This window comes from Peribacillus sp. NPDC006672 (assembly GCF_050274955.1).
Taxonomy (GTDB): Bacteria; Bacillota; Bacilli; order Bacillales; family DSM-1321; genus Peribacillus.
This window is the reverse complement of the sequence record NZ_JBNNOR010000002.1, coordinates 105,697-130,782: the sequence shown is the minus strand read 5'-3', so window position 1 is coordinate 130,782 and position 25,086 is coordinate 105,697. Positions and strand designations below refer to the sequence as shown.

Sequence of the window (25,086 nt, the reverse complement as noted above, 5' to 3'; positions counted from 1 at the left end):
TTAAGTCACTCCGTTCTTTTTTGAAAATGAATGAAAATGATGGACAGGTCCATGGCCCCTACCGATTGAAAAGCTATTACGTATCGCTTCGGAAATATAGATCTTGGCCTGTTCAATCGACTCTTGCAATGGAAGTCCATTTGCCAGGTTGGATGTAATGGCAGATGATAGGGTACAGCCAGTACCATGTGTGTTTTTTGTATGAATGCGCTCTCCATTGATCCAATGGAAATCAGTTCCATCATAAAAAAGATCGTTTGGATTTCCTGCTGCATGGCCTCCTTTAAGTAAAACGGCTCTAGGACCCAGTTCTTGAATGGAGATGCATGCCCTGTAAAAATCTTGTTTCGTTCGAATTGACAAGCCAGTAAGCACTTCCGCTTCCGGTACATTTGGGGTTACAAGTGTTGCAATCGGAAGCAAATCCATTTTTAAGGCAGAGACAGCCTTTTCGTCGAGCAAATGGTGGCCGCTTTTGGAAATCATGACAGGGTCAAGGATAACGATGGCAGGCATGAAGGTTTTAAGGGACGCAGCGACTGTTTCCACGATTTCCTTTGATCCAAGCATGCCTATTTTTACTGCATCAACAGGAATATCTTCAAAGATAGCTGCTATTTGATCTGAAATGATTGCTGTTTCAATTGGCTGTACTGAACGGACTTCCATTGTATTTTGTGCGGTTACGGCTGTGATGGCAGACATTCCAAAGACACCATGTGCAGAAAATGTTTTTAAATCCGCTTGTATTCCAGCGCCTCCCCCTGAATCAGAGCCTGCGATGGTTAATGCTGTTTTCATAAAAAATCCCCTTCATATAATTATTTTTTAGAAGTATTTTAAGTAATATGAAAGCTAAAAACGCACCTGCGAATGAACTAAGCATAAAAGCTGGTAAAAAACCAAAAAGAGCAGCTTTTTCCCCCAATAGGAGGATTGCAAGTGGATAACAGGATAGGGATCCGAGAATGCCGGTCCCAATCACTTCCCCTAGACAAGCGAATTTCAAACTTTGTGTTTTTCGATAAAGGACGGCAGCCAAAAGTGCACCGATCATGCTCCCGGGAAAGGCAAAAATTGAACCGGTACCAGACAGGTTTCTAATGATGGAAACTAAAAAAGCTTGTGTCACAGCATAAGCTGGCCCCAATAGAACGGCAGTCATGACATTTGCCAGATGCTGAATAGGAAAGACCTTTGCAAATCCTGCAGGGATGAAAATAAATGAACTGGTCAGAGTCGTTATAGCCGTGATCATGGCAGTCAACGTCATTTTCTTGATTGGATTCATCATCATGCCAATACCTACAGTGGCCAATCCTGTTCATTTTGAACCATATCCCAGAATAAATATTCATATCGGGAAGTCACCAAAAAGTGCTTTTCTAATCTCAGAAGTTCCTTCTCAGGCATACCTTCCGTCAATTCTTCCAACAAAGCGATCAGCCATTTGTGTGCTTCCCCGAATTCAGGAGATGAATAGGACCTTATCCAATCTGCGTAGCGATTGTTTTCCAATGCTGCTCCATTTTGTTCTTTTAATAGCAAACCGATTTCATAATAATCCCAAGCGCAGGGCAGGAGACAGGCGATCAAGTCTGCCAAAGTCCCATGCTGAGCTGCATTTAGCATGTAACCTGTATAGGCTAAAGTGGTAGGCGTAGGTTCTGTATCTTCCAATTCCTTGGGACTGATTCCGAATTCCGAGGCATATTGCCGATGGATATCCATTTCTACTTGAAGGGTTTCGTTTAAAATGCTGGAAAACTTTGCCATGGTTTCGGTATTATGAGCTTTGATGACACCTAAAGCAAAGAGTTTGGAATAATCAATGAGATAGATATAGTCCTGCTTCAAATAATAGGAAAATTTCTTTTCCGGAAGCGTGCCGTTTCCAATTGACTGGACAAAGGGGTGTGAATGGTTCCTTTTCCAAATTTCCTTTGCCCGTTCATGAAGTCTTTCACTGAAGGTTTCTAATTTAGTATTCTCCATTGTTCATCCTCCTTTAGAATGGATCCTCTATTTACATCCATAAAAAAAACCGCTCCTGAATACGGAACGGGGTAGATGGATAAAGTCTGCAAATAGACGATATCATCCACTTCCCTCCGCCGGTATGAGCCGGTTCAGGTTCAAAGGGTCCGGAACTAATTCCATCTCAGTCTAAAAAAGACTCCCCTAGTGGTGTGAATTGTATGTAATTACTGACATCATATCAGAAAGACGAGAAAATGCAACCCGCATTTTGAAAGGGGAAACCCATTTATGGCAAGTAAAAAGGCAGAACCAGGTAATTGACTTTTGATGTTTATTGGGATAAAATCATTTCTACATCTTTTATATATTGAATTCTTATCCAGAGAGGTGGAGGGACTTGGCCCAAAGAAACCTCGGCAGCAGACCCATTTTGGGAACTGTGCTAAATCCAACAAGCATTTGCTTGGAAGATAAGAAGAGCCGTACGGACACTGTAAGCCTCTTCTTGAATTAGAAGAGGCTTTTCTTTTTGTGGAATAACGTTTAGTGGCATACTAGAAAAGGTATATATAATTTTGTGAAATCAAACCGGTTAATACAGTTTAGCTCAACTAGAAGCGGGCTCTATGATGACTAGGAAAGGAGCCATTTACATGGCAGAATTATTTAAGAGGATTGAACAGAGGAAGGCAGTGCTTATTGAAGAGTTATTGGCCAATGGAGTATACAAAACCTCTGATGAAAGGCACCTTTATGATGCCTCGTTAAAAGTACTTGAAGATGAATATAAGATTGTAATTAATAGACCTAATAACGAGTCTCCTTCGGAATGGATGACATAGTAAGCGATAGACAATAATCTTGGAAGATGTTGTAAGCATTCGCAGTCTACACTTGTGGATGCTTTTTTTATTTATGTTTATATAGGGGATGACACAATATATACATATTTAGAGAATTAAATAGGCTTTTTGTTACATTTTAACTATAAAAGTACACATTTAATTTCTGATAAATAGTTGATTTTAACTATAAGTTTCATTATGATGAAGGTGTAAAAATATTGAATAAATGGGAGGTGGCTTGATGCTTTGCCAGAAGGTAATTGTAGAAAAAGTAGAAGAGAAGAGACAAGAAATGATCAAATTGGCGGCAATTTATGGTTTAACAAGTCTTCTAACTGTTCAAGCAAGCCAAGAATTGGATACGCTGTTGAATGCGTTAACAAATAAAAGAGATTCTGAATATTTTTCCCTTAAGAAAGTATATAGGTATTTCTAAACTCTCCATTTCGTCCTCGTTTAATTTGAAAAAGGCTACTGCTCAAGGCAATAGCTTTTAAATGAATATCTTTAATTATCGACACGTTTACCAAGTATAATCAAATCCCTTTCAATGCCATCGAGCTCGGCAACCCGAGGTAAATTTGCCCATTTTTCAAACCCGAATTTTGAAAAGAGCTTCAGGCTAGGTGTATTGTGGGCAAAAATGAAACCTAATAAAGTCTTTACCCCTAACTTAGGGCTCACTTCAATTGCCTTTTGAATCGAAATTTGTCCGATGCCTTTTCCCCGGAAATAATCATCGATATAAATGCTGATTTCGGCCGTAGAATCATAAGCTGACCGGCCATAGAAAGATTGAAAGCTCATCCATCCGGCAGTTTGCCCTTCTATAGTAATGATATATAGCGGTCGACTTTCTGAATGATGTTCCTCAAACCATTTAACCCTCGATTGTACGGATACAGGTTCCGTATCTGCTGTGACCATTCTTGAAGCAATTGTCGAATTATATATTTCAACGATTCTGGGTAAATCCGAAAGTGCTGCCTCCCTAAACTCTATGTGCTCTGCCATCATTTAAACTCCTATCTATCATTTATATTCAATCTCCAGAATAAAGGGTATCATCCCGCATAAAGGGACGGTGAATGAAACCAAATCTATTGAAAGTTTTATATTATCATACACTCTTTACTATTTATCTGACAATTCATTTTTGTATGTTAAGACTACTGGTTTTTGGGTATTTAAATAAGATGAAATACTTCATAGTAAATAGACAAAAGGAGAAACCAATGAAAAAAGTAGCAGGTTTATTAATTATAGTACTAGTTATTTGTTTTGCTGCATATAAATTTCAGGCCACGGAGTCGAAAGATGTGCAAAGGGTAATGGCTTTTGGAGATTCGTTAACCTATGGAAAAGGGGATAAAGATGGGGAGGGATATGTAGAAGGTCTGGAGGATGAATTGAATAATCCGGAATCGGAACAAAAAGTGAGTTTTTGGAATTACGGCATAAAAGGCCAGGAAACGGATGGGGTCATGAATCAGCTTGATGATTACCGCATTAAATCAAAACTTGATAAAGCCGATACTTTCATCGTTTATATTGGAACCAATGACTTGATCAATAGTAACGGCGGGGACTTGAAGAAAATAAGTGATCGAAAAATCGATGAGGGTAAACGGGAGTATATCAACCATCTGGATAAAATTACTTCAACGCTGATAAAGGCAAATGATAAAGCGGATATACTTGTAGTAGGACTGTATAACCCGATTAAAGACAATCAAAAACTTGAAAAGCACATCCAAGATTATAACCAATCAATAATGGGAATAGCGAAAAAGGATAAAAGGATGGTATTCATTCCTACAAATGATCTTTTTGAGAATAAAAAGAAATCCGAGTATTTCAGTGATAAGATTCATCCGAATGAAAAGGGATATCAGCTCATTACGAATCGGATTTTGGAAAGTTATCATTTCAAATGAAATTAAAAATGCACAGATGGCCTTCTGTGCATTTTTGACTTGATAAGGCGCTAGAATTTGATATGGCTTTTAATTGAGGGAACTGCAAGTCATGGAGCTGCTTGTATCTGCCGTTGTTTGCAATAACTGTTCATGTGTTCCTTTGCATGAACCTGACCTTTTTCAAGAACAGGATAATTTGATCGGCATCATGAACGGTTGATAAACGATGTGCAATGACTATGGAAGTCCGATTTATCAATAAAGGCTACAATGCTTCCTGAATCAAATGTTCCGAGTTATTTTTGGTTATCACCAGTAACGGGAATATTTGGAGCTGTATGGAATTTTGAAAGTCATTTGTATTAGGTGAATTTTACCTTTATGACGATCATAGAGCTTTTCAAAAAAAAGACAATTTTTAATCGGTTCGTTTCTTCAAAAAGCATTATTATTTTACACATTCATATAGAAAATGGAATAATTAAAGGAGGTTAGGCAGTCCATAAGAGGAGATGCTAAAAATGAATGAAAATGAAAATATCAGGGAAGAACTTTTAATTGCGGTCAGCGGACTATCGGATGAACAATTGAACGCCCATCCTGAAGAAGGACGCTGGAGCATCATTCAGGTATTGGATCATTTATATTTAATGGAGAGGGCCTTAACAAGGAAAATTGCCGATAAATTGAAAAGCGATGAAAGCATTACACCTGTGGATAAACCGATCGAGCTTACTTTAAATCGAGAAGTGAAGGTTCAGGCCCCGCCATTTGTCCTTCCGTCAGAAGCATTCCAAACCTTGAGTGAGGTTAAGGATAAGTTGTCCGAATCCCGCAAAGCCTTTATACAAGTCGTTAATCATGCAAAACTAAATGATCTCGAACAAAAGTCTTTTCCCCACCCTTTGTTTAAAGAATTAAGCTTGAAGCAATGGATTACGTTTGTGGGACTTCATGAAAAACGGCATTTAATGCAAATAGAAGAATTGAAATCAAAGTTATAATAGAAGAAAAACTCATCCGCCTTTGGTTGAGTTTTTCACTTTCTGACAGTTATTCGTAAAGGAAGGATTTTTTCAGTGAAAGCTACTTGGGTAAGGACATGTTTGGTATTGGGCTTTTTCGGCTTATTGTTGGGGCTCTTGTTCAAATATATGCTTCCGCCTGATCTAGATGAAATCAAACTGACTGACGAGCTTAATCCGATCGTCGCCGAAAAAAAAGATGAACTCATTCAACAGGCTAATGAAAAAGGCATCCCGGTAATCATTACGGCGGGGTTCCGGTCATTAGCCGAGCAAAATGAACTCTATGAAAAAGGCAGATTAACCAAGGGGAACATCGTTACGAATGCAAAAGGTGGGGAGTCGCTTCATAATTTCGGTTTGGCGATAGATTTTGCCCTCCTTAACAAACAAGGCGAGGCCATTTGGGATATGGGTTATGACGGCAATCATAATGGGAAGTCGGATTGGATGGAAGTCGTAGCCATCGCTAAAGGGTTAGGTTTTGATTGGGGCGGGGATTGGGCAGGGTTTAAGGATTATCCTCATTTACAAATGACATTTGGCGTGAGCCTGCGTGAGCTGCAACAAGGCAAGCAACCAAAAGGGCAGTGAAAGTGTGGCGATTTATTTTAAGGCCGAATAATTTTGAATAATAGCAGGAAAATAAGCATGTATATTGCTTTACAGGTAAGAATTCGATAAAGTGGACTAGTGAGAAATCAGACATAAAGGAGTGCAGTCACCATGGAAGAAATAAAACATTGCCGGGATTCTTTGGTCATAAAAACAAGCCTTGTCCTCCCGCCGGATACAAATAATATTGGTACGATGTTCGGAGGCAAATTAATGGCATACATTGATGATGTAGCGGCTATATCCGCAATGCGGCATGCGAGAAGCAACGTCGTGACGGCATCAACTGATTCTGTCGATTTCCTGCACCCTATTCACGAAGGAAATGCAGTTTGCCTTGAAAGCTTCGTGACGTATACGGGCAGAACATCAATGGAAATCATCGTCAAGGTGATTGCAGAGGATTTAGTTACAGGAGATCGGAATTTATGCGTCATTTCCTTTTTGACCTTTGTTGCCATTAATGAAGTAGGTAAACCAATACCGGTTCCGCGTTTGGTTCCCGAAACAGAGATGGAAATGAATTTAAATGAATCGGCAAAACAACGGGCCCAAATAAGGAAAAAAAGAAGAGAAGATACCCAGTTCATTGCAAGTACTTTCGGTGTGAAACTGCCATGGACCGATCAATCAAATCCAGGATTATATAAATAAGATATGGTCCCTTCAGCAGTTCATATAATGAAGATTGAGTTCAAATTACATAGTGATTTGCTCTCAATCTTCATTGCCAGGTGTTCAAAAACATCAATTTTTGGGGCACTCACATGAACTGGTTTTGATGATATAAAATACCTGATAGATGTTTTTTACCCATATGGGGCACATACGTGAAAAGACGCTTGGATCAACCAAGCGTCTTTTCTGTTACCATGTAAGATTGATCATACCATCTTATTAGTCATCACTTGCTAAAATACCAAAGAAACGTAAGATGTTAATGAAAAGGTTAATGAAATCAAGATATAGATTCAAGGCCATGAGCGGTACTTCTTCGGCTGTTACCCCGTAATGCTTCATTCGATTGAAATCATATAAAATATAACCACTGAAAACTAAAATACCAATAAATGAAAAGACAAGCATGGCTGTAGAGCTTAATGGAAAGAAAATGTTGAAAAGGCTAATGACCACTAAAGCAAGCAAGGCCGCAAATAACATTCCTCCCAAGAAAGAAAGATCCCTTTTGGTGGTTGTCGCATAAACCGCCAGTCCTCCAAATACAACTGTCGTCGTAATACCGGCTAAGATCACTACATTTGCCCCTGCAGCGGCTAGGTAGTGTGCAATGATTGGATAGGTGGTTATTCCTGAAATTAATGTAAAACTATACAAGAATGTGTACCCGATAGATTTTTTCCTCCGCATGATGAATGCTCCAATCAACATGGTTATTTCAAGGATCGCTAAGGGAAGAAACAAGGATGGCGGAACAAGAGTGCCGAGAGCCATCCCTAAAACGGAAACTGCAAGAGATAACGCGAACGTCCTCATGACGGAAGGCATATATGTTTGTACAGTTTGTGAATACATTCAATCACCTCATCATTTATTTGCTACCGATTTCTACGAATCTGTTTTAAAAAGGTTTCATTGCATTTAATAAATTTAGTTGTTTTTTCGAAAGTATTGAAATATATATGAAATAATTACCTTTTTTATGATATCCTCACAATTAAACTAATTTTTCTGAAATATTAAAATATTTTCATTCTGAATCATATTAAGGTATGTAAATCGATAAGTTCAATAAATAGATATGAACTTTACGATAGTTATTTAAAGATAATAAATTTAATAATATTTGTTCTGCACAAATAATCGGGCTTCATAACTTTACTGTATAACAGTTATAAAGAAAATGATTTTTTATTGCAGAAAAATATTCCTAAAGTTATAAAATATGAAATAAATGTGTTTATTTTGAATAAAAACTATTGTGTAAATGTAAAAAATTGATTAAAATTTTAGATAATTATCAGAAGATTAGTTATTTTCTCGATAAAATAGTTTAGGGGGATCAAGGATGAAGAAAGCTATTTTGCAAATAGAGAACCTAACTACCTCATTTCGAATCCGTAACAAATATCATGCAGCGGTGGATGATGTTTCGTTTACGGTGAATGAAAATGAAATTGTTGCAGTTGTTGGAGAATCAGGTTGTGGAAAGAGTGCATTGGCCTTATCTATCATGCAATTACATAATAAGCAGAGAACGAAATCCGAAGGAACCATAAATTATAAAGGCCAAAATCTACTAAAGTTGAATGATATGCAAATGAACAAAGTTCGTGGTAAGGAATTGGGTATGATATTCCAGGAACCTTTAACGGCTTTGAACCCGCTCATGACCATTGGAAAACAGATCGAGGAGAACCTTGATTACCATACTGAACTTTCCAGGGATGAAAAAAAGAACAGGACAATAGAACTTTTGACACAAGTCGGAATTCCTTATCCTGAACGGACGTACAAGCAATATCCGCATGAGCTCTCGGGTGGTATGCGGCAAAGGGCGATGATTTCGATTGCCATTGCTTGCAACCCTGCACTGGTCATTGCCGATGAACCCACGACGGCACTGGATGTTACGATTCAAGCGCAAATACTTGATTTGCTGAAAGATATCCAAAGCAGGACAAAAATGGGGATCATCTTAATTACACATGATCTGAGCGTCGTGGCAGAGGTCGCTGACAGGATCGTTGTCATGTATGCCGGACAGGTAGTGGAAACGGGATTTGTTAAAGAGATATTCAATAATCCGCTGCACCCATATACGAGGTCGTTATTAAATTCGATTCCTTCGGCTACAAACGAGAAAAACCGTTTGCACGTTATTGAGGGAATCGTCCCATCGATAGCGAAAATGGATAGGATAGGATGCCGTTTCCAGGATAGGATTCCTTGGATACCAAAACATGCGCATGAAGAGGCGCCCCGACTTCACGATGTGGGCAACGATCATTTTGTACGATGTACCTGCTATAAAGAATTTTATTTTCAAGCTGAAGGAGATGCATCGACACATGACATTACTCAAAGTAGATAATTTAAAAGTGCATTTTCCAATAAGAGGCGGTTTTTTCCGAAGGGTGGTCGATCACGTAAAGGCTGTGGACGGTGTTTCCTTCGAACTGCAGCAAGGGGAGACATATGGTTTGGTCGGAGAATCCGGTAGCGGCAAGTCTACGACAGGCAAGGCAGTGGTTAAGCTGAATGATGTGACATCCGGACAGATCCTGTTTGAAGGCAGGGATTTAGCATCATTAAGCAGAAAAGAGATTAAACCATTTAGAAAAGATATCCAAATGATTTTCCAAGACCCGTATTCATCATTGAATCCCAAGAAGAGGGTGCTGGACATCATTGCCGAACCGCTGAGGAACTTCCAACGGTTATCAGCAGCGGAGGAAAAGAAAATCGTCCAGGACTTCTTGGACAAAGTCGGGCTCAGTCCGGAATCAATTCACAAGTATCCTCATGAATTTTCAGGGGGCCAGCGCCAGCGGATTGGGATTGCCAGATCATTGACATTGAAGCCTAAACTGATCATTGCCGATGAACCAGTGTCAGCCCTGGATGTTTCCGTTCAGGCACAGGTATTGAATTTCCTTCAGGATCTCCAACAGGAGTTCAATTTGACTTATTTGTTTGTCGGGCATGATTTAGGTGTAATCCGGCATATGTGTGACCGGATGGGCGTTATGTATCGCGGTAGATTGGTAGAGGAAGGCAAAAGTGAGGAAATCTATGAAAATCCCCAACATATTTATACGAAACGCCTGATTGCCGCCATTCCGGATTTAGAGCCGGAAGTTCGCGAGGATAAAGTGCAGCTTAGAAAAAAACTCACTTCAGAATATGAGTCAAGCTACTCGAAATATTTCGATGAGAATGGACGTGCTTACGATTTGAAGCCAATCTCGGCAACACATAGAGTCGCATTACAATAAGGGGGTGGAAAGAATATGTGGAAGTTTATTCTCAGACGTTTATTAGGTATGATCCCGCAGCTCTTTTTATTGAGCATCATCGTTTTCATGATGGCCAAAGCAATGCCGGGAGATGCCTTATCAGGCCAGGAAATCAAACCAAGGGCAAATCCTGCCGAGCTTGAAAGGATCAGGGAAGAATTGGGATTGAATGACCCTTGGTATCAACAATATTTAAGGTGGGCATCCAATGCTGTACAGGGGGATTTCGGTATTTCCTATACACATAAAACGCCCGTTATGGATGTTATCGAAGACAGGCTTTGGAACACGGTGTTTCTGGCGTTGGTCACTCTGATCTTTACATATATGCTTGCGATCCCGTTAGGCATACTTAGCGGAAGGTATAACGATACGTGGGTGGATAAAACCGTTACGGGTTATAGTTATGCAGGATTTGGTACACCGATATTCATCTTTGCGTTAATTATGTTATTTGTTTTTGGATTTGCCCTGGATTGGTTCCCGTCTGGAGGCAGTGTCGATTCCAAAGTGGATGAAGGAACATTCGCTTACGTTGTAAGTAAGATCAATCATTTGATTTTACCGGCTTTAAGTACGGCCTTAATAGCAACAACGAGCACAATTCAATATTTGCGAAATGAAATCATCGATAATAAAATCAAGGATTTCGTCAGGACTGCTCGTTCAAAGGGAGTGCCTGAATCAAAAGTATATTCACGTCATATCCTTAGAAATTCCTTTTTACCGATAGCAGCATTCTTAGGTTATGAAATTACTGGATTGATTGGCGGCGCGGTCATAATTGAGACCATTTTCAGTTATCCGGGACTTGGGCAGCTTTTTCTTAGTTCAGTCAGTCTTCGGGATTTCAGCGTTGTCACGGCCATCGTCATGATGACGGGATTTGCCACTCTGCTTGGCACCCTTCTTTCGGACATCATACTTAGTGCGGTCGATCCGCGCATACGGATAGAATAGGAGCGGGGTGAGTCATATGGAAATGAAAGTAGAAACCGGAAAGAACATACAAGTGAAAGATGTAAGCCCTTCAGGAATCAAAATCATCTGGCAGGAAATCAAAAAGGATAAGCTTGCCATGGGCTCATTGATAATATTAGCAGCCATATTGCTGTTTGTTTATGGTGCGGCTTTCTTCATGGATGCCAAAGAAATTGCCAAGGTTGATTTCCTCTCCATTTATCTGGAACCATCTTCAGACTATTGGCTCGGTACCGATTATGGTGGCCGGGATGTATTTGGACAACTGATAGTAGGTACCAGGAATTCATTCACGATCAGTTTGTTCATTACATTATTCACGGCTATCATCGGTTTATCATTAGGGCTTCTTGCTGGTTACTTTGGCGGGGCAACCGATAATGTGATCATGCGGGTTATCGATTTCGTGATTGCCTTACCGCAATTGATGTTCATCATCGTTTTCGTTACGATTGTTCCTACTTTTAATGTCACAGTCTTCATTTTGATAATGACGCTATTTTTATGGACAGGAAAGGCAAGGCTAATTCGTTCGAAGGTATTGTCAGAGCGTGAATTAGATTATGTTCATGCTTCCCAAACGCTGGGTACACCGCATTGGAAAATTATTATTTTTCAAGTTCTTCCAAATATCAGTTCACTGATTATCGTCAATTTCATTTTGAATCTAGCAGGTAATATTGGCCTAGAATCCAGTTTGACTTTCTTAGGGTTCGGTCTTCCAGAGAGCACACCGAGTCTCGGAACGCTTATCAGTTATGCTCAAAATCCAGATGTACTGGAAAACAAGTGGTGGATATGGGTACCCGCATCACTCATGATTTTAGTGTTGATGCTGAGTATAAATTTCGTTGGTCAAGCGCTAAAACGCGCCGCCGATGCAAGACAAAGAAGAGGATAAAAAGGGGAGTGTATAATATGAAAATCAAAAGCTACAGTAAGGTATTAAGCGCATTGGCCATTTCATCACTGCTGCTTGCTGCATGTTCGGATGATACGGAGAAATCATCAACGAAAGAGAAAAAGGGGAAAGATGTCGAACAGGTTGATACCTCTAAATTCCCGACAAAGACGACTAATCAAGGAGAAGCGATGGAAGGCGGCCATTTGACATATGGATTGGTATCAGATACACCGTTTGAAGGTATCTTGAACAAAGCCTTCTCTCAAGGTGCGCCAGACCACGAAATTTTCACCTTCATGGATGATGAAGATTTATTGGATACAGATGAAAACTACGTATATAACAATGAAGGAGCCGCTACCTACGAGCTTTCAGAAGATTATAAAACCTTTACCCTGAACATTAGGGACAATGTAAACTGGCAGGACGGGAAGCCGGTAACGGGCGCAGATTTGGAATATGCATACCTTGTTATTGCAAGCAAAGATTACAAAGGACCAGTTTATGATCCGGAGCAAATGGAAAAAATTAAAGGGATGAAAGAATACCATGAAGGAAAAGCCGATAAAATTTCAGGTATTAAGGTAGAAGGAAAGAAAATCACGTTTACTTTCACTGAGGCAAATCCTTCCGTTAAGACAGGCTTATGGGTATACCCGCTTCATAAAGAATATTTAAGTGATGTTCCGATTGCAAAAATGGAATCTTCAGATAAAATCCGTAAAAAGCCTATTGGTTTTGGTCCGTTCAAAGTGAAGAAAATCGTCCAAGGTGAAGCTGTTGAATTTGAAGCAAATAAAGATTACTGGCGCGGTGCTCCAAAATTGGACAGTGTAACTTTAAAGGTCGTGAATCCGTCTGTTGCTGTTAAATCATTAGAAAAAGGAGATCTTGATGTAGCTGAAATCACTCCCGACTTATATGACCAAGCAAAGGCATTAGGTAATGTTCAAATATTAGGGAAAATTGATTTAGCCTACTCGTATATCGGTTTCCATATGGGACATTATGACGAGAAAAAAGGTGAAAACGTCATGGATAATCCGAAGTTCCAGGATAAACGTCTTCGTCAGGCGATGGCTTATGCTATCAATAATGAAGAAGTCGGCGAAAAGATGTATAAAGGTCTTCGTTTCCCTGCCAACTCGGTTATTACACCAAACTTTAAGTATAATAATAAAGATTTAAAACCTTATAAGTATGATCCTGAAAAAGCAAAGAAATTGTTGGATGATGCAGGTTTTAAGGATACCAATAAGGATGGGCTTCGTGAAGATCCAGACGGTAAAGAGTTTAAACTTAACTTTGCTTCCATGAGCGGAAGTGACATTGCCGAGCCTTTAACCAAATATTATATCCAACAATGGCAACAAGTTGGGCTAGACGTTCAAATGCTTGATGGTCGTTTGCATGAGTTCAACTCATTCTACGATTTGTTGAAAAAGGATAATGAAGAAGTTGATATTTACCAAGCAGCTTGGGCGGTTGCTTCAGATCCGGATCCTTCAGGTATTTGGGGCAGGACTGCCCTGTATAACTATACTCGTTGGACAAATGAAAAAAATGATGAGCTTCTTGCAAAGGGTGTCTCAGAAGAAGCATTTGATGATCAATATCGGATCGATACGTATAATGAGTGGCAAGAACTGATTCATGAAGAAGTGCCAATGATCCCAACTTTATTCCGTTATACGATGACTGGAGTGAATGAACGCGTCACTGGCTATGATTATTTAGCTGCTGGACAATATCAATGGCATAATGTAGGTGTAACTAAATAAAATATTGTATGAATCCAATCGGCTGCCTGTATGGGCGGCTGATTTTTTGCGTTTCAAAGGGTATATACATAATAGTAAGTAATTGGAAGGGTGATATTGATGGAAGGGAGATATCCTAATGAAACAAAGAGAGAGTTAGAAATATTTTTTACTGAATCGGTTGGTTCTTTACTGAAACCTCTGGAAGAGGAAATCACATTGTTGCCTATCGAGACGAAAAGAGAATTACCTTCTTGGAATATATGAAGGAAATGTCCAACAAGCAAAGACAGTTGAAGTAAGTTGAACTTTCATTATGGAGGAGGTTTTTTTATGAGAAACGAAGATATGAGCAGATATAAAGTATGGCGCGATAAATGGAAAAGAAAAATGAATATGGAGAATTTGGCGATATATGGCATTACAACATTAGTCATGGCCATCTTGCCTGTTCTGGCCCATATGAGTTAGATCGATATAAGGACCGCCATTATTTGGCGGTCCTTTATATGTTAAAAGTTGGCAGGAACAGATATAATAAAAAAAGAGGAAAGGAGAGATATGTATGAGTATTATCGAAGAAAAGGAAATCGTATCTTACATAAAAGAGTTAGTATCAATACCCAGTCCCTCCGGCTACACGGAGCAAGTCATTAAATATGCGGCCGAATTCATGGAGAATAGGCGGGTCCCTTACAAGATCACGAATAAAGGAGCATTACTTGCTTCATTAAAAGGCGAAGATGATGGTAAACATCGTTTGCTGACAGCACATGTTGATACACTAGGAGCTATGGTCAAGGAAATTAAGCCGAATGGCCGTTTGAAATTGACAATGATCGGTGGTTTCCGCTGGAACTCAGTGGAAGGAGAATACTGCAAAATTCATACAGCTGATGGGGCCATTATCACCGGGACCATTTTAATCAATCAGACATCTGTCCATGTATATAAAAATGCCGGGGATGCCAAGCGTGATGATGAGACAATTGAAGTCCGTATCGATGCTGTCGTGAAAACCAAGGCGGAAACGGAGGCCATTGGCATTTCAGTTGGAGATTTTGTCTCCTTTGAACCGAGAGTGGAAATGACAGCTACAGGATTTTTGAAATCAAGGCATTTGGATGATAAAGCTAGCGTTGGCATCCTCCTTCATATTATTGATCTCATTTCCGCCGGAAAGATAAAATTGGCATATACTACCCATTTCCTGATTTCAAACAATGAAGAAATAGGCTATGGCGGGAATTCTAATATCCCAGAGAAAACAGTTGAATATTTAGCTGTCGATATGGGAGCGATCGGTGATGGCCAAACGACGGATGAATACAGCGTTTCCATTTGTGCTAAAGATTCCTCAGGCCCTTATCATTATAAATTACGACGGCATCTAGTCGCCCTTGCCCAAGCAAATGCTGTCGACCACCGCGTCGATATTTATCCATATTATGGTTCGGACGCTTCCGCTGCAATCCGGGCAGGATATGATGTCGTACATGGTTTAATCGGACCGGGAATTGACGCATCCCATGCCTTTGAGAGAACACATATCTCTTCATTAAAACATACGGCCAATCTGATTTTGCATTATATACAATCAGAGTTGGTGTAATCGTGAAAAAGCCCGCACTCAAGTCATATGAGTGCGGGCTTTAAACTGGCTTTTTTAGCGATAGTTTTATTTTACTCGTGAGTTTCAGTCGTATACTCGTGAATGCTAATAATTCATTTATAATGTTAACTCTTGTGGAGGTTGACCATTGTTGTTCATCAATCGGATGCTTTCAGGCTTAATTTGAAGGATTAAATAATTAGGATCTTTTGGACCGTCAAACCAATTTTCAAATGACTCATTCCATAATTTATCTTTTAATTCCTGTGAATCGTTAATTTTCGAGGTACCTGAGATTTCTAAGTAAGAATCGCCTAATCCTTCATATTCATAGCCAATCAGGATATGAACATTTGGATTCTTTTCAATTTCATCAGTTTTTTCCGTATTTGCACTCGTTGGTGTATATAAAGTCAATTCTTCGTTAAAAAATGTCATATAGCGTGAATGTGGTTTGTTATTTTCTACAGATGATAAAACTCCTATTTTATGATCACGGATGATGTTCAATACTTTTTCTTTTAATTGGTTTTGGCTCATCTTTGCACACTCCTTTTATTTTTCACTCTATTACTTTTCCTCTCTTTTCATTAAGTTAAACAAAATTCTGCTGTTTGCCATTTTTATGAATGAAGACTAAGACAAGTTGCCATACTAGTCATTATGTGTTCTGTATAGAGCAACTTCATGATCTTAATCCATTTGTAAAGGTGAGTATGAGGAATGAATTGTGGTGAATTACTTATCATTGGCGGGGCAGAGGATAAGTGCCTTGAAGGTGAAGTATTAAATAAATTTGTCGAGCTTGCAATCCGTTCAGATGGCGGAATAGGAATATTGCCAACAGCGAGTGAAATTCCTGAAGAAGTTAGTACAGAGTATATCAAGATTTTCAGGGATTTAGGCGTGGACAGGGTGGAAGTGATCAAGCTTGATTCAAGGCTGGATGCAGACGATCCGGCGATTTGTAAACAGCTGATATCCTTTTCCGCCATCTTCATTACTGGAGGAAACCAAAGCCGGTTATCTGAGCGGATTGGAAAGTCCAAATTCCACCATGCCCTTTCTAATGCCTGGCATAAAGGAATGGTGATAGCAGGGACAAGTGCTGGAGCTTCCATTTTAGGTAAGCATATGATCGTTGCTGCAGATACGATGCTGAATGATAATAAGTTAAAGGTAGAGATTGGGATAGGGTTCGGCTTCCTTGACGGCCTGATAATTGACCAACATTTTTCCCAGCGTGGCCGCTTTGACCGTCTGTTAAGTGCGATAGCAGGGAATAAAGAAATTATGGGTATTGGGATTGATGAAAATACAGCTATTTTAGTTAAGGAAGGACATTTTGAAGTATTTGGCCAACATCAAGTATTAGTTCTTGATGGCAGCAACAGTGATTATATTAATATCACATCTTCTGATAATGGCAGTGAAGAGTTGACTCTTTCGGGATTTAATCTTCATGCACTTACCAGGGGATACCGTTTTGACCTGCTTACCAGGAAATTGTTGATGAAAAAGGGGATCCAACCATGATTATCAATCGTGTCCGTTATTTAAAAGGACCTAATTATTTTGCTTATACACCAACGATTTGCATTGAATTGGATATAGGGGAACTGGAAGAGAAACCATCGGATTCGATTCCTGGATTCAATGAAAAATTATTGAAGACGCTCCCGAACCTGGGAAGCCATACATGTTCAAAAGGGTATCGAGGCGGTTTTGCTGAAAGGCTGAGAAAAGGTACATGGATGGGACATATTTTAGAGCATATGACCATTGAGCTTCAAAACTTGGCTGGAATTGAAGCCATTCGGGGAAAAACGGTAATGATGGAAAAGAAGGGTCATTATTATGTAACTTTCGACTATCAGGAGCCTCAATCAGGTCTTCAAGCTTTTTTAGCAGCAAAAGATATCGTGGAAGCCATCCTGAATGGTGAAAACCTTATAAATGTACAATTTTATGTAAAACAAATAGAGCAGCTATATTATAAAAATAAACTGGGGCCTAGTACAGAAGCCATTTTTAAGGCTGCACAGGCAAAAGATATCCCTGTCGAGCGGATGGGTAATGAAAGTTTACTACGAATAGGAACCGGTTCAAGGCAAAAGTATGTCCAGGCGACAATTTCTAGCCAGACTTCGAATATTGCCGTGGAGAATTCTTGTGATAAATCATTGACGAAATCTATATTAAAAGGGTGTGGCCTTTCTGTACCTGAAGGGGATATTGCCCATTCCATTGAAGAAATCTTTACCACAGCGGACAAGCTGGGTTTTCCACTGGTTATAAAACCGTATAACGGTAGACAGGGAGAGGGTGTCATCACCCATATTAAAAATAAGGATGAACTATTCAATGTAGTCAATTGTTTGGAGTCGCATGTGGAGAAGTACATTGTCGAACGACATATTGAAGGGCATGATTACAGGTTATTGATAGTAAATGGAGAACTTATAGCCGCTAGTTTAAGGCTTCCTCCCTATGTTATTGGAAATGGTAAGGAAACGATACGCAAGTTGATAGAAAAGGAAAATCGTAATGCATTGCGGGGAGAAGGTCATGAAAAACCGATGTCAAAAATCCCTCTTACACATACCGTGACGTGTTATTTGGAAAAATCGAACCGGACACTGGATACAATTCCGAATCAAGGAGAAGTGGTTCAAGTTGTCGGCAATGCAAATCTTTCGACTGGTGGAAAGGCAATAGATGTAACGGACCAGGTCCATCCAACCATTAAGAATATGGCGCGTGCTGCCGCGAAAGCAATCGGTTTGGATATAGCCGGAATAGACTTGATCTGTGAGGATATCTCAAAATCAATCGAACATTCACGGACTGCGATAATCGAGGTGAACGCTGCACCGGGAATTCGAATGCATCACTATCCGAGTGAAGGAAAAAAAAGGGATGTAGGCAAAGCCATTATCGATTATTTATTTCCGGCACGGGAAGAGGCGGCCATACCGATCATCGCGGTGACCGGAACAAATGGAAAAACGACAACGACCCGATTGGTTCATTATTTTCTCTCAAATGAAAATACGAAGGTAGGAATGACGAATTCCGATGGAGTATATATCGGCGATAAGGTATTGGATCAAGGTGACTGCAGTGGCCCGGTCAGTGCAAGAATGGTATTGGCCCATCCAGAAGTTGATGTAGCTGTATTAGAAACGGCACGGGGGGGGATTCTGCGTGAAGGTCTGGCATTTCGTCAGTGTGATGTTGGCATCATTACCAATGTGAGTGAGGATCACCTCGGCCGTGATGGAATTGAAACATTGGATGACCTCATAAAATTAAAGAGGCTGGTAGCCGAAATCGTTCAAAAAACAGGCTATTGTGTGCTGAATGCAGATGATCCGAATGTAGCTGCCATGGAAGCTTTTACAGATGGGGAAGTGATTTATACTTCTACAGATGCCACCCAGCCTCAGGTGAAGGCCGCGATTAAGGGAGGATGTAAAGTTTGGTTCGTCAATGAACAAGGTATGATCTGCCATTCATCAGATGGTGTCATTCATCAATTTATGGATTGCTCCATGATTCCAATAACGATTTCCGGCAATGCACGTCATAATATCGCCAATTTACTTCAGGCGTTAGCCGCAGCCCAAACTCAAGGTATTTCCATGGAAGAACTAAGAAGGAAGGCTGTCACGTTTATGCCTGATACGAATTTGTCCAAAGGACGTTTCAATTTAAAAAAGTTGAATGAGCGAACGATCATCATCGACTATGCCCATAATGAAGCAGGATTAAAGGCCATATTCGAAACGGTCAGTGCCTATAACAAAAATCGACTTATCACTGTTTTGGCAGGACCGGGGGACCGTATTGATGAAGAGCTCATCAGACTATCCAAGGTGGCGGCAATGAATTCTGATCTGTTCATCATTAAAGAAGACGATGATTTGCGGGGAAGGGAGCCTCTCGAAGTAGCAGGGCTGCTTAAGGAAGCCGCGGTAGAAGCAGGGTTAGATAAAGATCAGGCATATATTGTGCTTAATGAATTGGACGCATTCGTAGAAGCTTGGGAAACATCACAACCAGGTGATCTATTATTGTTCTTCTACACGGATTTTGAATATGTAGAGCGGTTTTTCGAAAAAGTTGCAACAAATCCGTTGCCCAAGAAATAAAAGAAAGTGCATTTCGCAGGGCGAAATGCACTTTCTAATAATCTGAATCAAAATGGTTTCAAAAGCTAAGTTTCAGTACCACTTTAACATTGGAAAGCCATGCTTCCCATTTTCATGGAAGGGAAGCATGCTTTTGTCCTTTACTTGTTAGCGTTAATCCAAAGCAGGCCTGCTGCTCTTTGTGTTGTAACATTTCCATAGCTATCTGTGGCTTTAACTTCCACAGCAGCACCAGGTGCCTTTACATTCGTTGTGGCAGTATAGTAGCCGACATAATGTCCAGAAGATGTTTCTTTCATTGGTAATTCAGTTGCGTTCGCAACGCCTCCAGCATTTGTCAAAGGCATCAAAATGGAGAAATTTGCTGCCAAGCCAGGTTCACTGTCGAACTCAATTTTGACCGATTCACCGCTTTTTAAGATTTTATCTTGATTGGGTACTAGGTTGGAAATATCCGGAGCTGTATATTTTACATCGATGGAGACTGTTTTTGTGATTTTATTGCCTGCCTTATCTTGAGCAACTACATTAATTTTATTGATTCCTTTATCCAGTAGAAGTCGATAAGAGAAGGTGTTATTTTTCACATCAGCTTTCTTTCCGTTTACTTTAACCGAATCAAGATTTTCATCCGAAACTGTACCCGTAACAGTAACTGTTTCACGATTTACTTTGCTGCCATCAGCAGGTGAAGTAATCGCCAGTTCCGGTTTAGCCGTATCCAATATCACTTTTACAGATGGAGAGGCCTCAGTCGAACCTTGACTAGTCCTAGCTTTTGCTGTCAAAGTATTTTCACCATTGTTTAATTTGACTGGAACAGTGAAGGTCCCTGTTTCAGTTGAATCAGTACTTGCTACTTTCTCATCTTTGTTAAAAATATCTACCTTTGTTGTAGGTGCGGATGTACCTTCAACCGTTATTTCTTTTTGATTCGTATAGGCACCTTCTTTAGGAGAGGTAATCACAGGTTCTTTCACTTCGTAATTGACAGTGGCACGAATCATGTAGTTTCCTTCCTCAGTTGGTGATTGCGACCATGCACCACCGACACCCTGCCAGCTGCGTCCAGCATTTGGTCCATTTTCATCTGTACCTAATCCTGGAGCATTTGGATTTGCCTTTGTTTGGGTATAAACAATAAAGAAATCACCGTCAACCATGATTCCATGTTCGCTTAGATCAACATGTGTCCATTGACCGTCACGCAGCGCAGTTTTATTGAAAGGACCTGCGATTTTTTTACCTGGCGATCCGTCTGATCCCGAAGCATCATATACAGAAACTTGGAATTCAGTCCCGCCTGGAACAGGCCATGTTGTATCCCAGAAGCGTAAGAGAGCGCCGGTTACATTTGCCGTTTTATTTCCAGAAGCTAGCGACATTTTTACTGCCCAGCTGTTGCCTGCCGCATTATAGGCACGCGCGTTTTCTGCTGTTCCGTCGTCATACTTAATTTCATCTGGGTACCCGATGAACGGTTTCAGTTCAATATCTTTCGTGGAGCTATTACCGTCTGAAATCGTTACGGATGCTTCATTGCCGTAATATGAAGGAGCAGTGACTTTCAAAGTGTATTTTCCTTCATAAGCAGTTAGAGAGTATTCACCGTCCGAATTTGTAGTAACTGGTTTAATAGCAGCATCCTCAAGAAAGTATACTGTAGCACCAGAAACTGGTTCACCAGTAATTTTGTTGGTGATTGTACCGTTGATTGTACCTTTAGGAATTTCTTGAAGTGTAAAGTTCGCAGTTGATATGTCATCTTGTTCTACGTTGACCCTTGCTGTTTGCGACCGATACCCGTAAGTTTCTGCTTGCAATGTGTATGAACCTGATGCATGTGTTAGTTGGTAAGAACCATCTTGTGGGTTTGTATACACAGATCTTCCTGTTTCTAAAACACTGACCTGAGCCTGTAATGGAAGAAGTACTGGAGCAGGCTGATCTTTTTCAGGTTCTTTTTTCACTTTTTCTGCAATAGGCTTAATTTTATCAGGATCAACTTTCGGCTTAGCTGAAACGGAAGAGTCAGACTTGTTAACGCCTAATCCTGTTTTAGCTTTTGCAGTCGGCTGAAGGGAAGTATCAGCCAATTTAACATCATCAATATACCAGCCAGGTTTTTGGACTGAACCATCAGATGTTACATTAAAGGCAATATAGATTCGTTCTCCAGCATATTGGCTTAGGTTTACTTCACCATCGACCCAACTACTTGACTTATCGTTAAAACGGGCTGCTTGTACCCAATTGGTTCCGTCTCTGGAGATAAATACATGACCGAAATCATAATTTTTTTCAAGTTCGTGCCAATGTTTAAATTGTAAATAGCTTGTGCCTTCTGGAACATCTACTGGAGGCATAGATAGGCTCATATTGGCACTATTAGCATAGTTTCCTGCAAGATTTGTAGCATAGACCTTCTGACCGGATGCTGCAGATCCAGGTCCACTTGTCGGAACGCCCCATTCCCAGTTATTGTTCGTGCCGTAAGAGGTCCATCCAATTGGATTCTCTTCAAAATCCTCTGTATAGCCTACACTGATTCCGGGCAATAGTTCAATGGAATAAGCATCAGTAGTTGTTACAGAGGCTCCGAAGTCCGTTGCGATCCATTTATAAGCGACTGTATCTTTAGTCAGCTCAGAACCTGGAATCGTAGCTTCATATGTTCCTGATTTATAATCACCGTTCGTTCTCTCTGCTTTGATTTCAGCCCAACTTCCGTCGGCTTTTTGGTAGCTAAGTTTAACGGCAGTGACACTTACATTATCAGACACTTCAGCCTGAAGCTTTAGATTCATTTTTTTATACGAATTTTCTGGTGCTTGATGAGAAATGACAGCTGCTTCAGAGTCATCTCCAGACTTGGTTACTTTACCTTCAATTTTCCCAAGTCCGCTTACAACGGAGGAAACTGCATCAAATGCATTTACAAGGCCATAGCCATATGCATGATTAGGAGTTTCTGGATAATTACTGTCTGTCAAAGGAGTAGCAGTTGTAAGTAAGATTTCCTCAAGTTGGTCAACTGTTAAGCTAGCATTTGCTTGTCTTAATAGAGCAGCAACTGCTGAAATGTGAGGGCCTGCCATTGATGTTCCATTCCAGCCGCCTTCATATGCACCGCCAGGAACAGCAGAACGAATGTTGACGCCAGGTGCAGAAATATCCGGTTTAATTTCTCCGTATGGAGATGGCCCCCGTAAAGAGAAACTTCCGACTTTGTTGTTAAGGTCGGTTGCTCCAGTGGCAAATGCCTCTGGATAGTTCGCTGGATTCGCTACTGAACCAGCACCGCCAGGGTTTGATAATGTAGTGTTTCCTGCAGAAAATTCCGGGAAGATCTCAGCAGCTTTCCAAGCTTGTACCATTGGACGGTACCACTCGTCGAGACCAGCTCCGCCTCCCCAAGAGTTATTGACAACATCTGGTGCTTTTTCAGGATGAGGGTTACCAGCCGTATCTTTTGGGGCAATTACCCATTCACCTGCTTCTAATAAATCAATATCTGAACCTCCATTTTCAGAAAATGCCTTAACTGATATGAATTTAGCGCCTGGAGCAACTCCGATTTGATTTGCGCCATTTGGTTCAGCGCCTACCATTGTACCAATTGTGTGAGTTCCATGATCTAAATCATCATATGGTGAAGCTTGTCCGCTTACAGCATCAAACCAGTTGTATTCATTGTTTGGAACATCTGGATTGGCAGGATTATACCCGCGGTACTTGGTTTTTAATGCTGGGTGGTTCCATTGGACACCTGTATCAATTGAAGCAATGACGGTTCCTGCTCCATCAATGCCCATATTCCATACAGCAGGAGCCCCGATTTTTTCGATATTCCACTCAACGGAAGATGTTTCTGCTTTCGTTTTACTTGCGCTTGAGCTTTTAAGGGCTTTCGAAGCGGTCTTGCTTGCCGGCGTAATAAGCTGTCTTGTTTCATTTGGCATGATTTTTTCTACTTCCGGGAAAACTGCGATTTGCTCCATAACATCCTTTGTGGCTGTCACGGCAATCGCATTAACAATATAAAAAGATTGAAAATCCTTTGCATTACCGGCTTTTTCTTGCTTTTTTAAGTAGTTCTTAATATTGACTTGTGTTTCAAGAGCAGTAGCACGAAGCTCAGAGACTACACTTGATCGTTTAAGTAACTTTGAATTATTTGCAGATAATTTTTGTGATTTTGCTGTTTTTGCAGCTTTTGAGGATACGTCCTTGGTGTCTACTTGTTCTTTGAATTTAACGAGAAAGGTTACCTTTTCTTTTTTTTCAAACTGTTTAAGTACTTTAGAGGCAACTTTCTTTTGATTCTTTCCCGATAATTCATCTTTAGCTGAGGTATGGAGCTTGTTTGAAGATGCAGCGATGGAGTTTGTTGGAATTATCAGTGATCCAATAAGCATGATAGCGAATACCAATGCTAACCACTTCGTTCTTCTTTTTTTACGCAAGTTTTTTCCCCCTATTCTATTTTCAAAGAACAAAAACTTCGACCAGTCTACAGGTACAATGCACCTCCATTCTTAATAGATGGTCAGTATGTAGAACAATGTTGATTCTTTAATAATAACCAATAAACATATGAAAAAAATGTCATATTTTGGGATAAAAATGCTATTTCGTGAAAATGAACATATTGTAGGAAGTGAATGGGTGGCAATATAAGGAAAAATACCTCCTGGTTTGTAAAGAAAACGGATCGAATATAAAAAAAACATGCTATTCTACGAGTGTCGAAAGGACTCTTTTTTATTTCAAGAATAAAAATGGTAATAAAGTTTCAATTATCTAATTACCGGAGAGGCAATTTCAATGAGTATCGTTACGCTTACAGGTCATCGTCCGTATGGGCTCGATAAGAAAGACCGAGGCAATATGAAGATTAAAAAGTGGCTATTCGAAAAGGTGCTTGCAACTGTTCAGAAACATAGAAAAGTACATTTCATTTCAGGTGGCGCCTTGGGTGTAGATACCTGAGCTGAAGAAGCGGTACTCGAGGTCCGAGAGATGTTCGCAGACTCAGTCACCCTTGAAATCGCCGTACCGTGTAAGAACCGAGATGGACGATGGTCGAAGCCGCAAAGAGTTAAAGTTATCGCCAGTTACTTGAGCTTGCAGATGAGGTGACCATGGTATGGTTGTATGAATATCAGAGACAAATACATGGTTGATCAAGCTGAAGCAATCATAAGTGTGTGGAACGGGTAATGTTCAAGTGGGACGTGGCTCACGCTGGACCATGCACAAGAAAAGGGGCTACATATCTAATATCTAATCCTATCCTTGAAGGTATTAAAAC

The 25,086-nt window shown here is 40.2% G+C and carries 23 protein-coding genes and 2 riboswitches; of the genes, 16 read left to right on the top strand and 7 right to left on the bottom strand.

Going from position 1 to position 25,086, the window contains the following annotated elements; genetic code table 11:
• From thiD to tenA, 3 genes are read right to left on the bottom strand one after another with little or no spacing between them, the layout of a single operon-like run.
• On the bottom strand, window positions 1–801 hold the full coding sequence (thiD, locus tag ACQKKK_RS03960; RefSeq protein WP_427614257.1) for a bifunctional hydroxymethylpyrimidine kinase/phosphomethylpyrimidine kinase: 801 nt from the start codon (window positions 799–801) through the stop codon (window positions 1–3).
• Window positions 770–1,291: an energy coupling factor transporter S component ThiW gene (gene thiW / locus ACQKKK_RS03955; RefSeq protein ID WP_427614777.1), complete on the bottom strand. Its 522-nt coding sequence runs from the start codon at window positions 1,289–1,291 to the stop codon at window positions 770–772. The genes thiD and thiW overlap by 32 nt, the downstream gene beginning before the upstream one ends.
• Window positions 1,292–1,305: 14 nt before the next feature.
• The gene (gene tenA, locus ACQKKK_RS03950; RefSeq protein WP_427614255.1) at window positions 1,306–1,995 is read right to left on the bottom strand and encodes a thiaminase II; all 690 of its coding nucleotides are present in this window, start codon (window positions 1,993–1,995) and stop codon (window positions 1,306–1,308) included.
• Window positions 1,996–2,089: 94 nt separating this feature from the next.
• Window positions 2,090–2,193, bottom strand: a riboswitch (TPP riboswitch).
• Window positions 2,194–2,352: 159 nt separating this feature from the next.
• Window positions 2,353–2,457, top strand: a riboswitch (SAM riboswitch).
• Between the two features lie 176 nt (window positions 2,458–2,633).
• Between tenA and ACQKKK_RS03945 the strand changes: the two genes are divergently transcribed.
• Both ACQKKK_RS03945 and ACQKKK_RS03940 read left to right on the top strand, forming a co-directional pair.
• Entirely contained in the window at window positions 2,634–2,822 is a 189-nt protein-coding gene (locus ACQKKK_RS03945) for a Fur-regulated basic protein FbpA (RefSeq protein WP_427614254.1), read from the top strand.
• A gap of 244 nt (window positions 2,823–3,066) precedes the next feature.
• Entirely contained in the window at window positions 3,067–3,261 is a 195-nt protein-coding gene (locus ACQKKK_RS03940) for an aspartyl-phosphate phosphatase Spo0E family protein (RefSeq protein WP_427614253.1), read from the top strand.
• Window positions 3,262–3,332: 71 nt separating this feature from the next.
• Here ACQKKK_RS03940 and ACQKKK_RS03935 read toward each other — a convergent pair whose 3' ends face one another.
• Window positions 3,333–3,839 (bottom strand): N-acetyltransferase family protein, encoded by a 507-nt coding sequence (locus tag ACQKKK_RS03935; RefSeq protein WP_427614775.1) that lies wholly within the window; start codon window positions 3,837–3,839, stop codon window positions 3,333–3,335.
• A 221-nt stretch (window positions 3,840–4,060) separates the two neighbouring features.
• Here ACQKKK_RS03935 and ACQKKK_RS03930 point away from each other — a divergent pair, with 221 nt between their 5' ends.
• From ACQKKK_RS03930 to ACQKKK_RS03915, 4 genes are all read left to right on the top strand, one after another.
• On the top strand, window positions 4,061–4,762 hold the full coding sequence (locus tag ACQKKK_RS03930) for a GDSL-type esterase/lipase family protein (RefSeq protein ID WP_427614251.1): 702 nt from the start codon (window positions 4,061–4,063) through the stop codon (window positions 4,760–4,762).
• 503 nt (window positions 4,763–5,265) lie between these two features.
• Window positions 5,266–5,748 carry a DinB family protein gene (locus ACQKKK_RS03925; protein WP_427614250.1) on the top strand — a complete coding sequence of 161 codons (483 nt, stop codon included), beginning with the start codon at window positions 5,266–5,268 and terminating at the stop codon, window positions 5,746–5,748.
• A 75-nt stretch (window positions 5,749–5,823) separates the two neighbouring features.
• Complete coding sequence (locus ACQKKK_RS03920) at window positions 5,824–6,363, top strand: M15 family metallopeptidase (protein WP_427614248.1); 540 nt, start codon at window positions 5,824–5,826, stop codon at window positions 6,361–6,363.
• 132 nt (window positions 6,364–6,495) lie between these two features.
• Window positions 6,496–7,038 (top strand): acyl-CoA thioesterase, encoded by a 543-nt coding sequence (locus tag ACQKKK_RS03915; RefSeq protein WP_061462186.1) that lies wholly within the window; start codon window positions 6,496–6,498, stop codon window positions 7,036–7,038.
• Between the two features lie 243 nt (window positions 7,039–7,281).
• On the opposite strand, the gene ACQKKK_RS03910 is transcribed toward ACQKKK_RS03915, so the two are convergent.
• Window positions 7,282–7,917, bottom strand: coding sequence for a Bax inhibitor-1/YccA family protein (locus ACQKKK_RS03910; protein WP_427614246.1), 636 nt, complete (start codon window positions 7,915–7,917; stop codon window positions 7,282–7,284).
• Window positions 7,918–8,410: 493 nt separating this feature from the next.
• Here ACQKKK_RS03910 and ACQKKK_RS03905 point away from each other — a divergent pair, with 493 nt between their 5' ends.
• The 7 genes from ACQKKK_RS03905 (at window position 8,411) to ACQKKK_RS03875 (ending at window position 15,618) form a co-directional block, all read left to right on the top strand.
• Window positions 8,411–9,436 (top strand): ABC transporter ATP-binding protein, encoded by a 1,026-nt coding sequence (locus tag ACQKKK_RS03905; protein ID WP_427614245.1) that lies wholly within the window; start codon window positions 8,411–8,413, stop codon window positions 9,434–9,436.
• Window positions 9,414–10,340, top strand: coding sequence for an ABC transporter ATP-binding protein (locus tag ACQKKK_RS03900; RefSeq protein ID WP_427614243.1), 927 nt, complete (start codon window positions 9,414–9,416; stop codon window positions 10,338–10,340). Before ACQKKK_RS03905 ends, ACQKKK_RS03900 begins: the two co-directional genes overlap by 23 nt.
• Window positions 10,341–10,355: 15 nt before the next feature.
• Complete coding sequence (gene opp4B, locus ACQKKK_RS03895; RefSeq protein WP_427614241.1) at window positions 10,356–11,321, top strand: oligopeptide ABC transporter permease; 966 nt, start codon at window positions 10,356–10,358, stop codon at window positions 11,319–11,321.
• 22 nt (window positions 11,322–11,343) lie between these two features.
• Window positions 11,344–12,243, top strand: a complete 900-nt coding sequence (locus ACQKKK_RS03890) for an ABC transporter permease (RefSeq protein WP_427614774.1) — start codon at window positions 11,344–11,346, stop codon at window positions 12,241–12,243.
• 17 nt (window positions 12,244–12,260) lie between these two features.
• Window positions 12,261–14,027: an oligopeptide ABC transporter substrate-binding protein gene (gene opp4A / locus ACQKKK_RS03885; protein WP_427614240.1), complete on the top strand. Its 1,767-nt coding sequence runs from the start codon at window positions 12,261–12,263 to the stop codon at window positions 14,025–14,027.
• Window positions 14,028–14,339: 312 nt separating this feature from the next.
• Window positions 14,340–14,477, top strand: coding sequence for a hypothetical protein (locus ACQKKK_RS03880; RefSeq protein ID WP_427614238.1), 138 nt, complete (start codon window positions 14,340–14,342; stop codon window positions 14,475–14,477).
• Between the two features lie 94 nt (window positions 14,478–14,571).
• On the top strand, window positions 14,572–15,618 hold the full coding sequence (locus ACQKKK_RS03875) for a M42 family metallopeptidase (protein WP_427614236.1): 1,047 nt from the start codon (window positions 14,572–14,574) through the stop codon (window positions 15,616–15,618).
• A 117-nt stretch (window positions 15,619–15,735) separates the two neighbouring features.
• On the opposite strand, the gene ACQKKK_RS03870 is transcribed toward ACQKKK_RS03875, so the two are convergent.
• Window positions 15,736–16,158: a pyridoxamine 5'-phosphate oxidase family protein gene (locus tag ACQKKK_RS03870; RefSeq protein WP_427614235.1), complete on the bottom strand. Its 423-nt coding sequence runs from the start codon at window positions 16,156–16,158 to the stop codon at window positions 15,736–15,738.
• A gap of 183 nt (window positions 16,159–16,341) precedes the next feature.
• Here ACQKKK_RS03870 and ACQKKK_RS03865 point away from each other — a divergent pair, with 183 nt between their 5' ends.
• Both ACQKKK_RS03865 and cphA read left to right on the top strand, forming a co-directional pair.
• The gene (locus ACQKKK_RS03865) at window positions 16,342–17,154 is read left to right on the top strand and encodes a cyanophycinase (RefSeq protein WP_427614233.1); all 813 of its coding nucleotides are present in this window, start codon (window positions 16,342–16,344) and stop codon (window positions 17,152–17,154) included.
• Window positions 17,151–19,772, top strand: a complete 2,622-nt coding sequence (cphA, locus tag ACQKKK_RS03860; RefSeq protein WP_427614232.1) for a cyanophycin synthetase — start codon at window positions 17,151–17,153, stop codon at window positions 19,770–19,772. The genes ACQKKK_RS03865 and cphA overlap by 4 nt, the downstream gene beginning before the upstream one ends.
• Window positions 19,773–19,912: 140 nt before the next feature.
• Here cphA and ACQKKK_RS03855 read toward each other — a convergent pair whose 3' ends face one another.
• A complete protein-coding gene (locus tag ACQKKK_RS03855; RefSeq protein WP_427614230.1) occupies window positions 19,913–24,238 on the bottom strand; it encodes a S8 family serine peptidase in 4,326 nt (1,441 codons plus the stop codon).
• Between the two features lie 361 nt (window positions 24,239–24,599).
• Here ACQKKK_RS03855 and ACQKKK_RS03850 point away from each other — a divergent pair, with 361 nt between their 5' ends.
• The gene (locus ACQKKK_RS03850) at window positions 24,600–24,764 is read left to right on the top strand and encodes a hypothetical protein (RefSeq protein ID WP_427614228.1); all 165 of its coding nucleotides are present in this window, start codon (window positions 24,600–24,602) and stop codon (window positions 24,762–24,764) included.
• Window positions 24,765–25,086: the final 322 nt, after the last annotated feature.

What these genes read in the sequence shown, in the direction of transcription:
- thiD (WP_427614257.1), bottom strand. Translation starts at nt 801, where the DNA reads ATGAAAACAGCATTAACCATCGCAGGCTCTGATTCAGGGGGAGGCGCT.
- thiW (WP_427614777.1), bottom strand. Translation starts at nt 1,291, where the DNA reads ATGAATCCAATCAAGAAAATGACGTTGACTGCCATGATCACGGCTATA.
- tenA (WP_427614255.1), bottom strand. Translation starts at nt 1,995, where the DNA reads ATGGAGAATACTAAATTAGAAACCTTCAGTGAAAGACTTCATGAACGG.
- ACQKKK_RS03945 (WP_427614254.1), top strand. Translation starts at nt 2,634, where the DNA reads ATGGCAGAATTATTTAAGAGGATTGAACAGAGGAAGGCAGTGCTTATT.
- ACQKKK_RS03940 (WP_427614253.1), top strand. Translation starts at nt 3,067, where the DNA reads ATGCTTTGCCAGAAGGTAATTGTAGAAAAAGTAGAAGAGAAGAGACAA.
- ACQKKK_RS03935 (WP_427614775.1), bottom strand. Translation starts at nt 3,839, where the DNA reads ATGGCAGAGCACATAGAGTTTAGGGAGGCAGCACTTTCGGATTTACCC.
- ACQKKK_RS03930 (WP_427614251.1), top strand. Translation starts at nt 4,061, where the DNA reads ATGAAAAAAGTAGCAGGTTTATTAATTATAGTACTAGTTATTTGTTTT.
- ACQKKK_RS03925 (WP_427614250.1), top strand. Translation starts at nt 5,266, where the DNA reads ATGAATGAAAATGAAAATATCAGGGAAGAACTTTTAATTGCGGTCAGC.
- ACQKKK_RS03915 (WP_061462186.1), top strand. Translation starts at nt 6,496, where the DNA reads ATGGAAGAAATAAAACATTGCCGGGATTCTTTGGTCATAAAAACAAGC.
- ACQKKK_RS03910 (WP_427614246.1), bottom strand. Translation starts at nt 7,917, where the DNA reads ATGTATTCACAAACTGTACAAACATATATGCCTTCCGTCATGAGGACG.
- ACQKKK_RS03905 (WP_427614245.1), top strand. Translation starts at nt 8,411, where the DNA reads ATGAAGAAAGCTATTTTGCAAATAGAGAACCTAACTACCTCATTTCGA.
- ACQKKK_RS03900 (WP_427614243.1), top strand. Translation starts at nt 9,414, where the DNA reads ATGACATTACTCAAAGTAGATAATTTAAAAGTGCATTTTCCAATAAGA.
- opp4B (WP_427614241.1), top strand. Translation starts at nt 10,356, where the DNA reads ATGTGGAAGTTTATTCTCAGACGTTTATTAGGTATGATCCCGCAGCTC.
- ACQKKK_RS03890 (WP_427614774.1), top strand. Translation starts at nt 11,344, where the DNA reads ATGAAAGTAGAAACCGGAAAGAACATACAAGTGAAAGATGTAAGCCCT.
- opp4A (WP_427614240.1), top strand. Translation starts at nt 12,261, where the DNA reads ATGAAAATCAAAAGCTACAGTAAGGTATTAAGCGCATTGGCCATTTCA.
- ACQKKK_RS03880 (WP_427614238.1), top strand. Translation starts at nt 14,340, where the DNA reads ATGAGAAACGAAGATATGAGCAGATATAAAGTATGGCGCGATAAATGG.
- ACQKKK_RS03875 (WP_427614236.1), top strand. Translation starts at nt 14,572, where the DNA reads ATGAGTATTATCGAAGAAAAGGAAATCGTATCTTACATAAAAGAGTTA.
- ACQKKK_RS03870 (WP_427614235.1), bottom strand. Translation starts at nt 16,158, where the DNA reads ATGAGCCAAAACCAATTAAAAGAAAAAGTATTGAACATCATCCGTGAT.
- ACQKKK_RS03865 (WP_427614233.1), top strand. Translation starts at nt 16,342, where the DNA reads ATGAATTGTGGTGAATTACTTATCATTGGCGGGGCAGAGGATAAGTGC.
- cphA (WP_427614232.1), top strand. Translation starts at nt 17,151, where the DNA reads ATGATTATCAATCGTGTCCGTTATTTAAAAGGACCTAATTATTTTGCT.
- ACQKKK_RS03850 (WP_427614228.1), top strand. Translation starts at nt 24,600, where the DNA reads ATGAGTATCGTTACGCTTACAGGTCATCGTCCGTATGGGCTCGATAAG.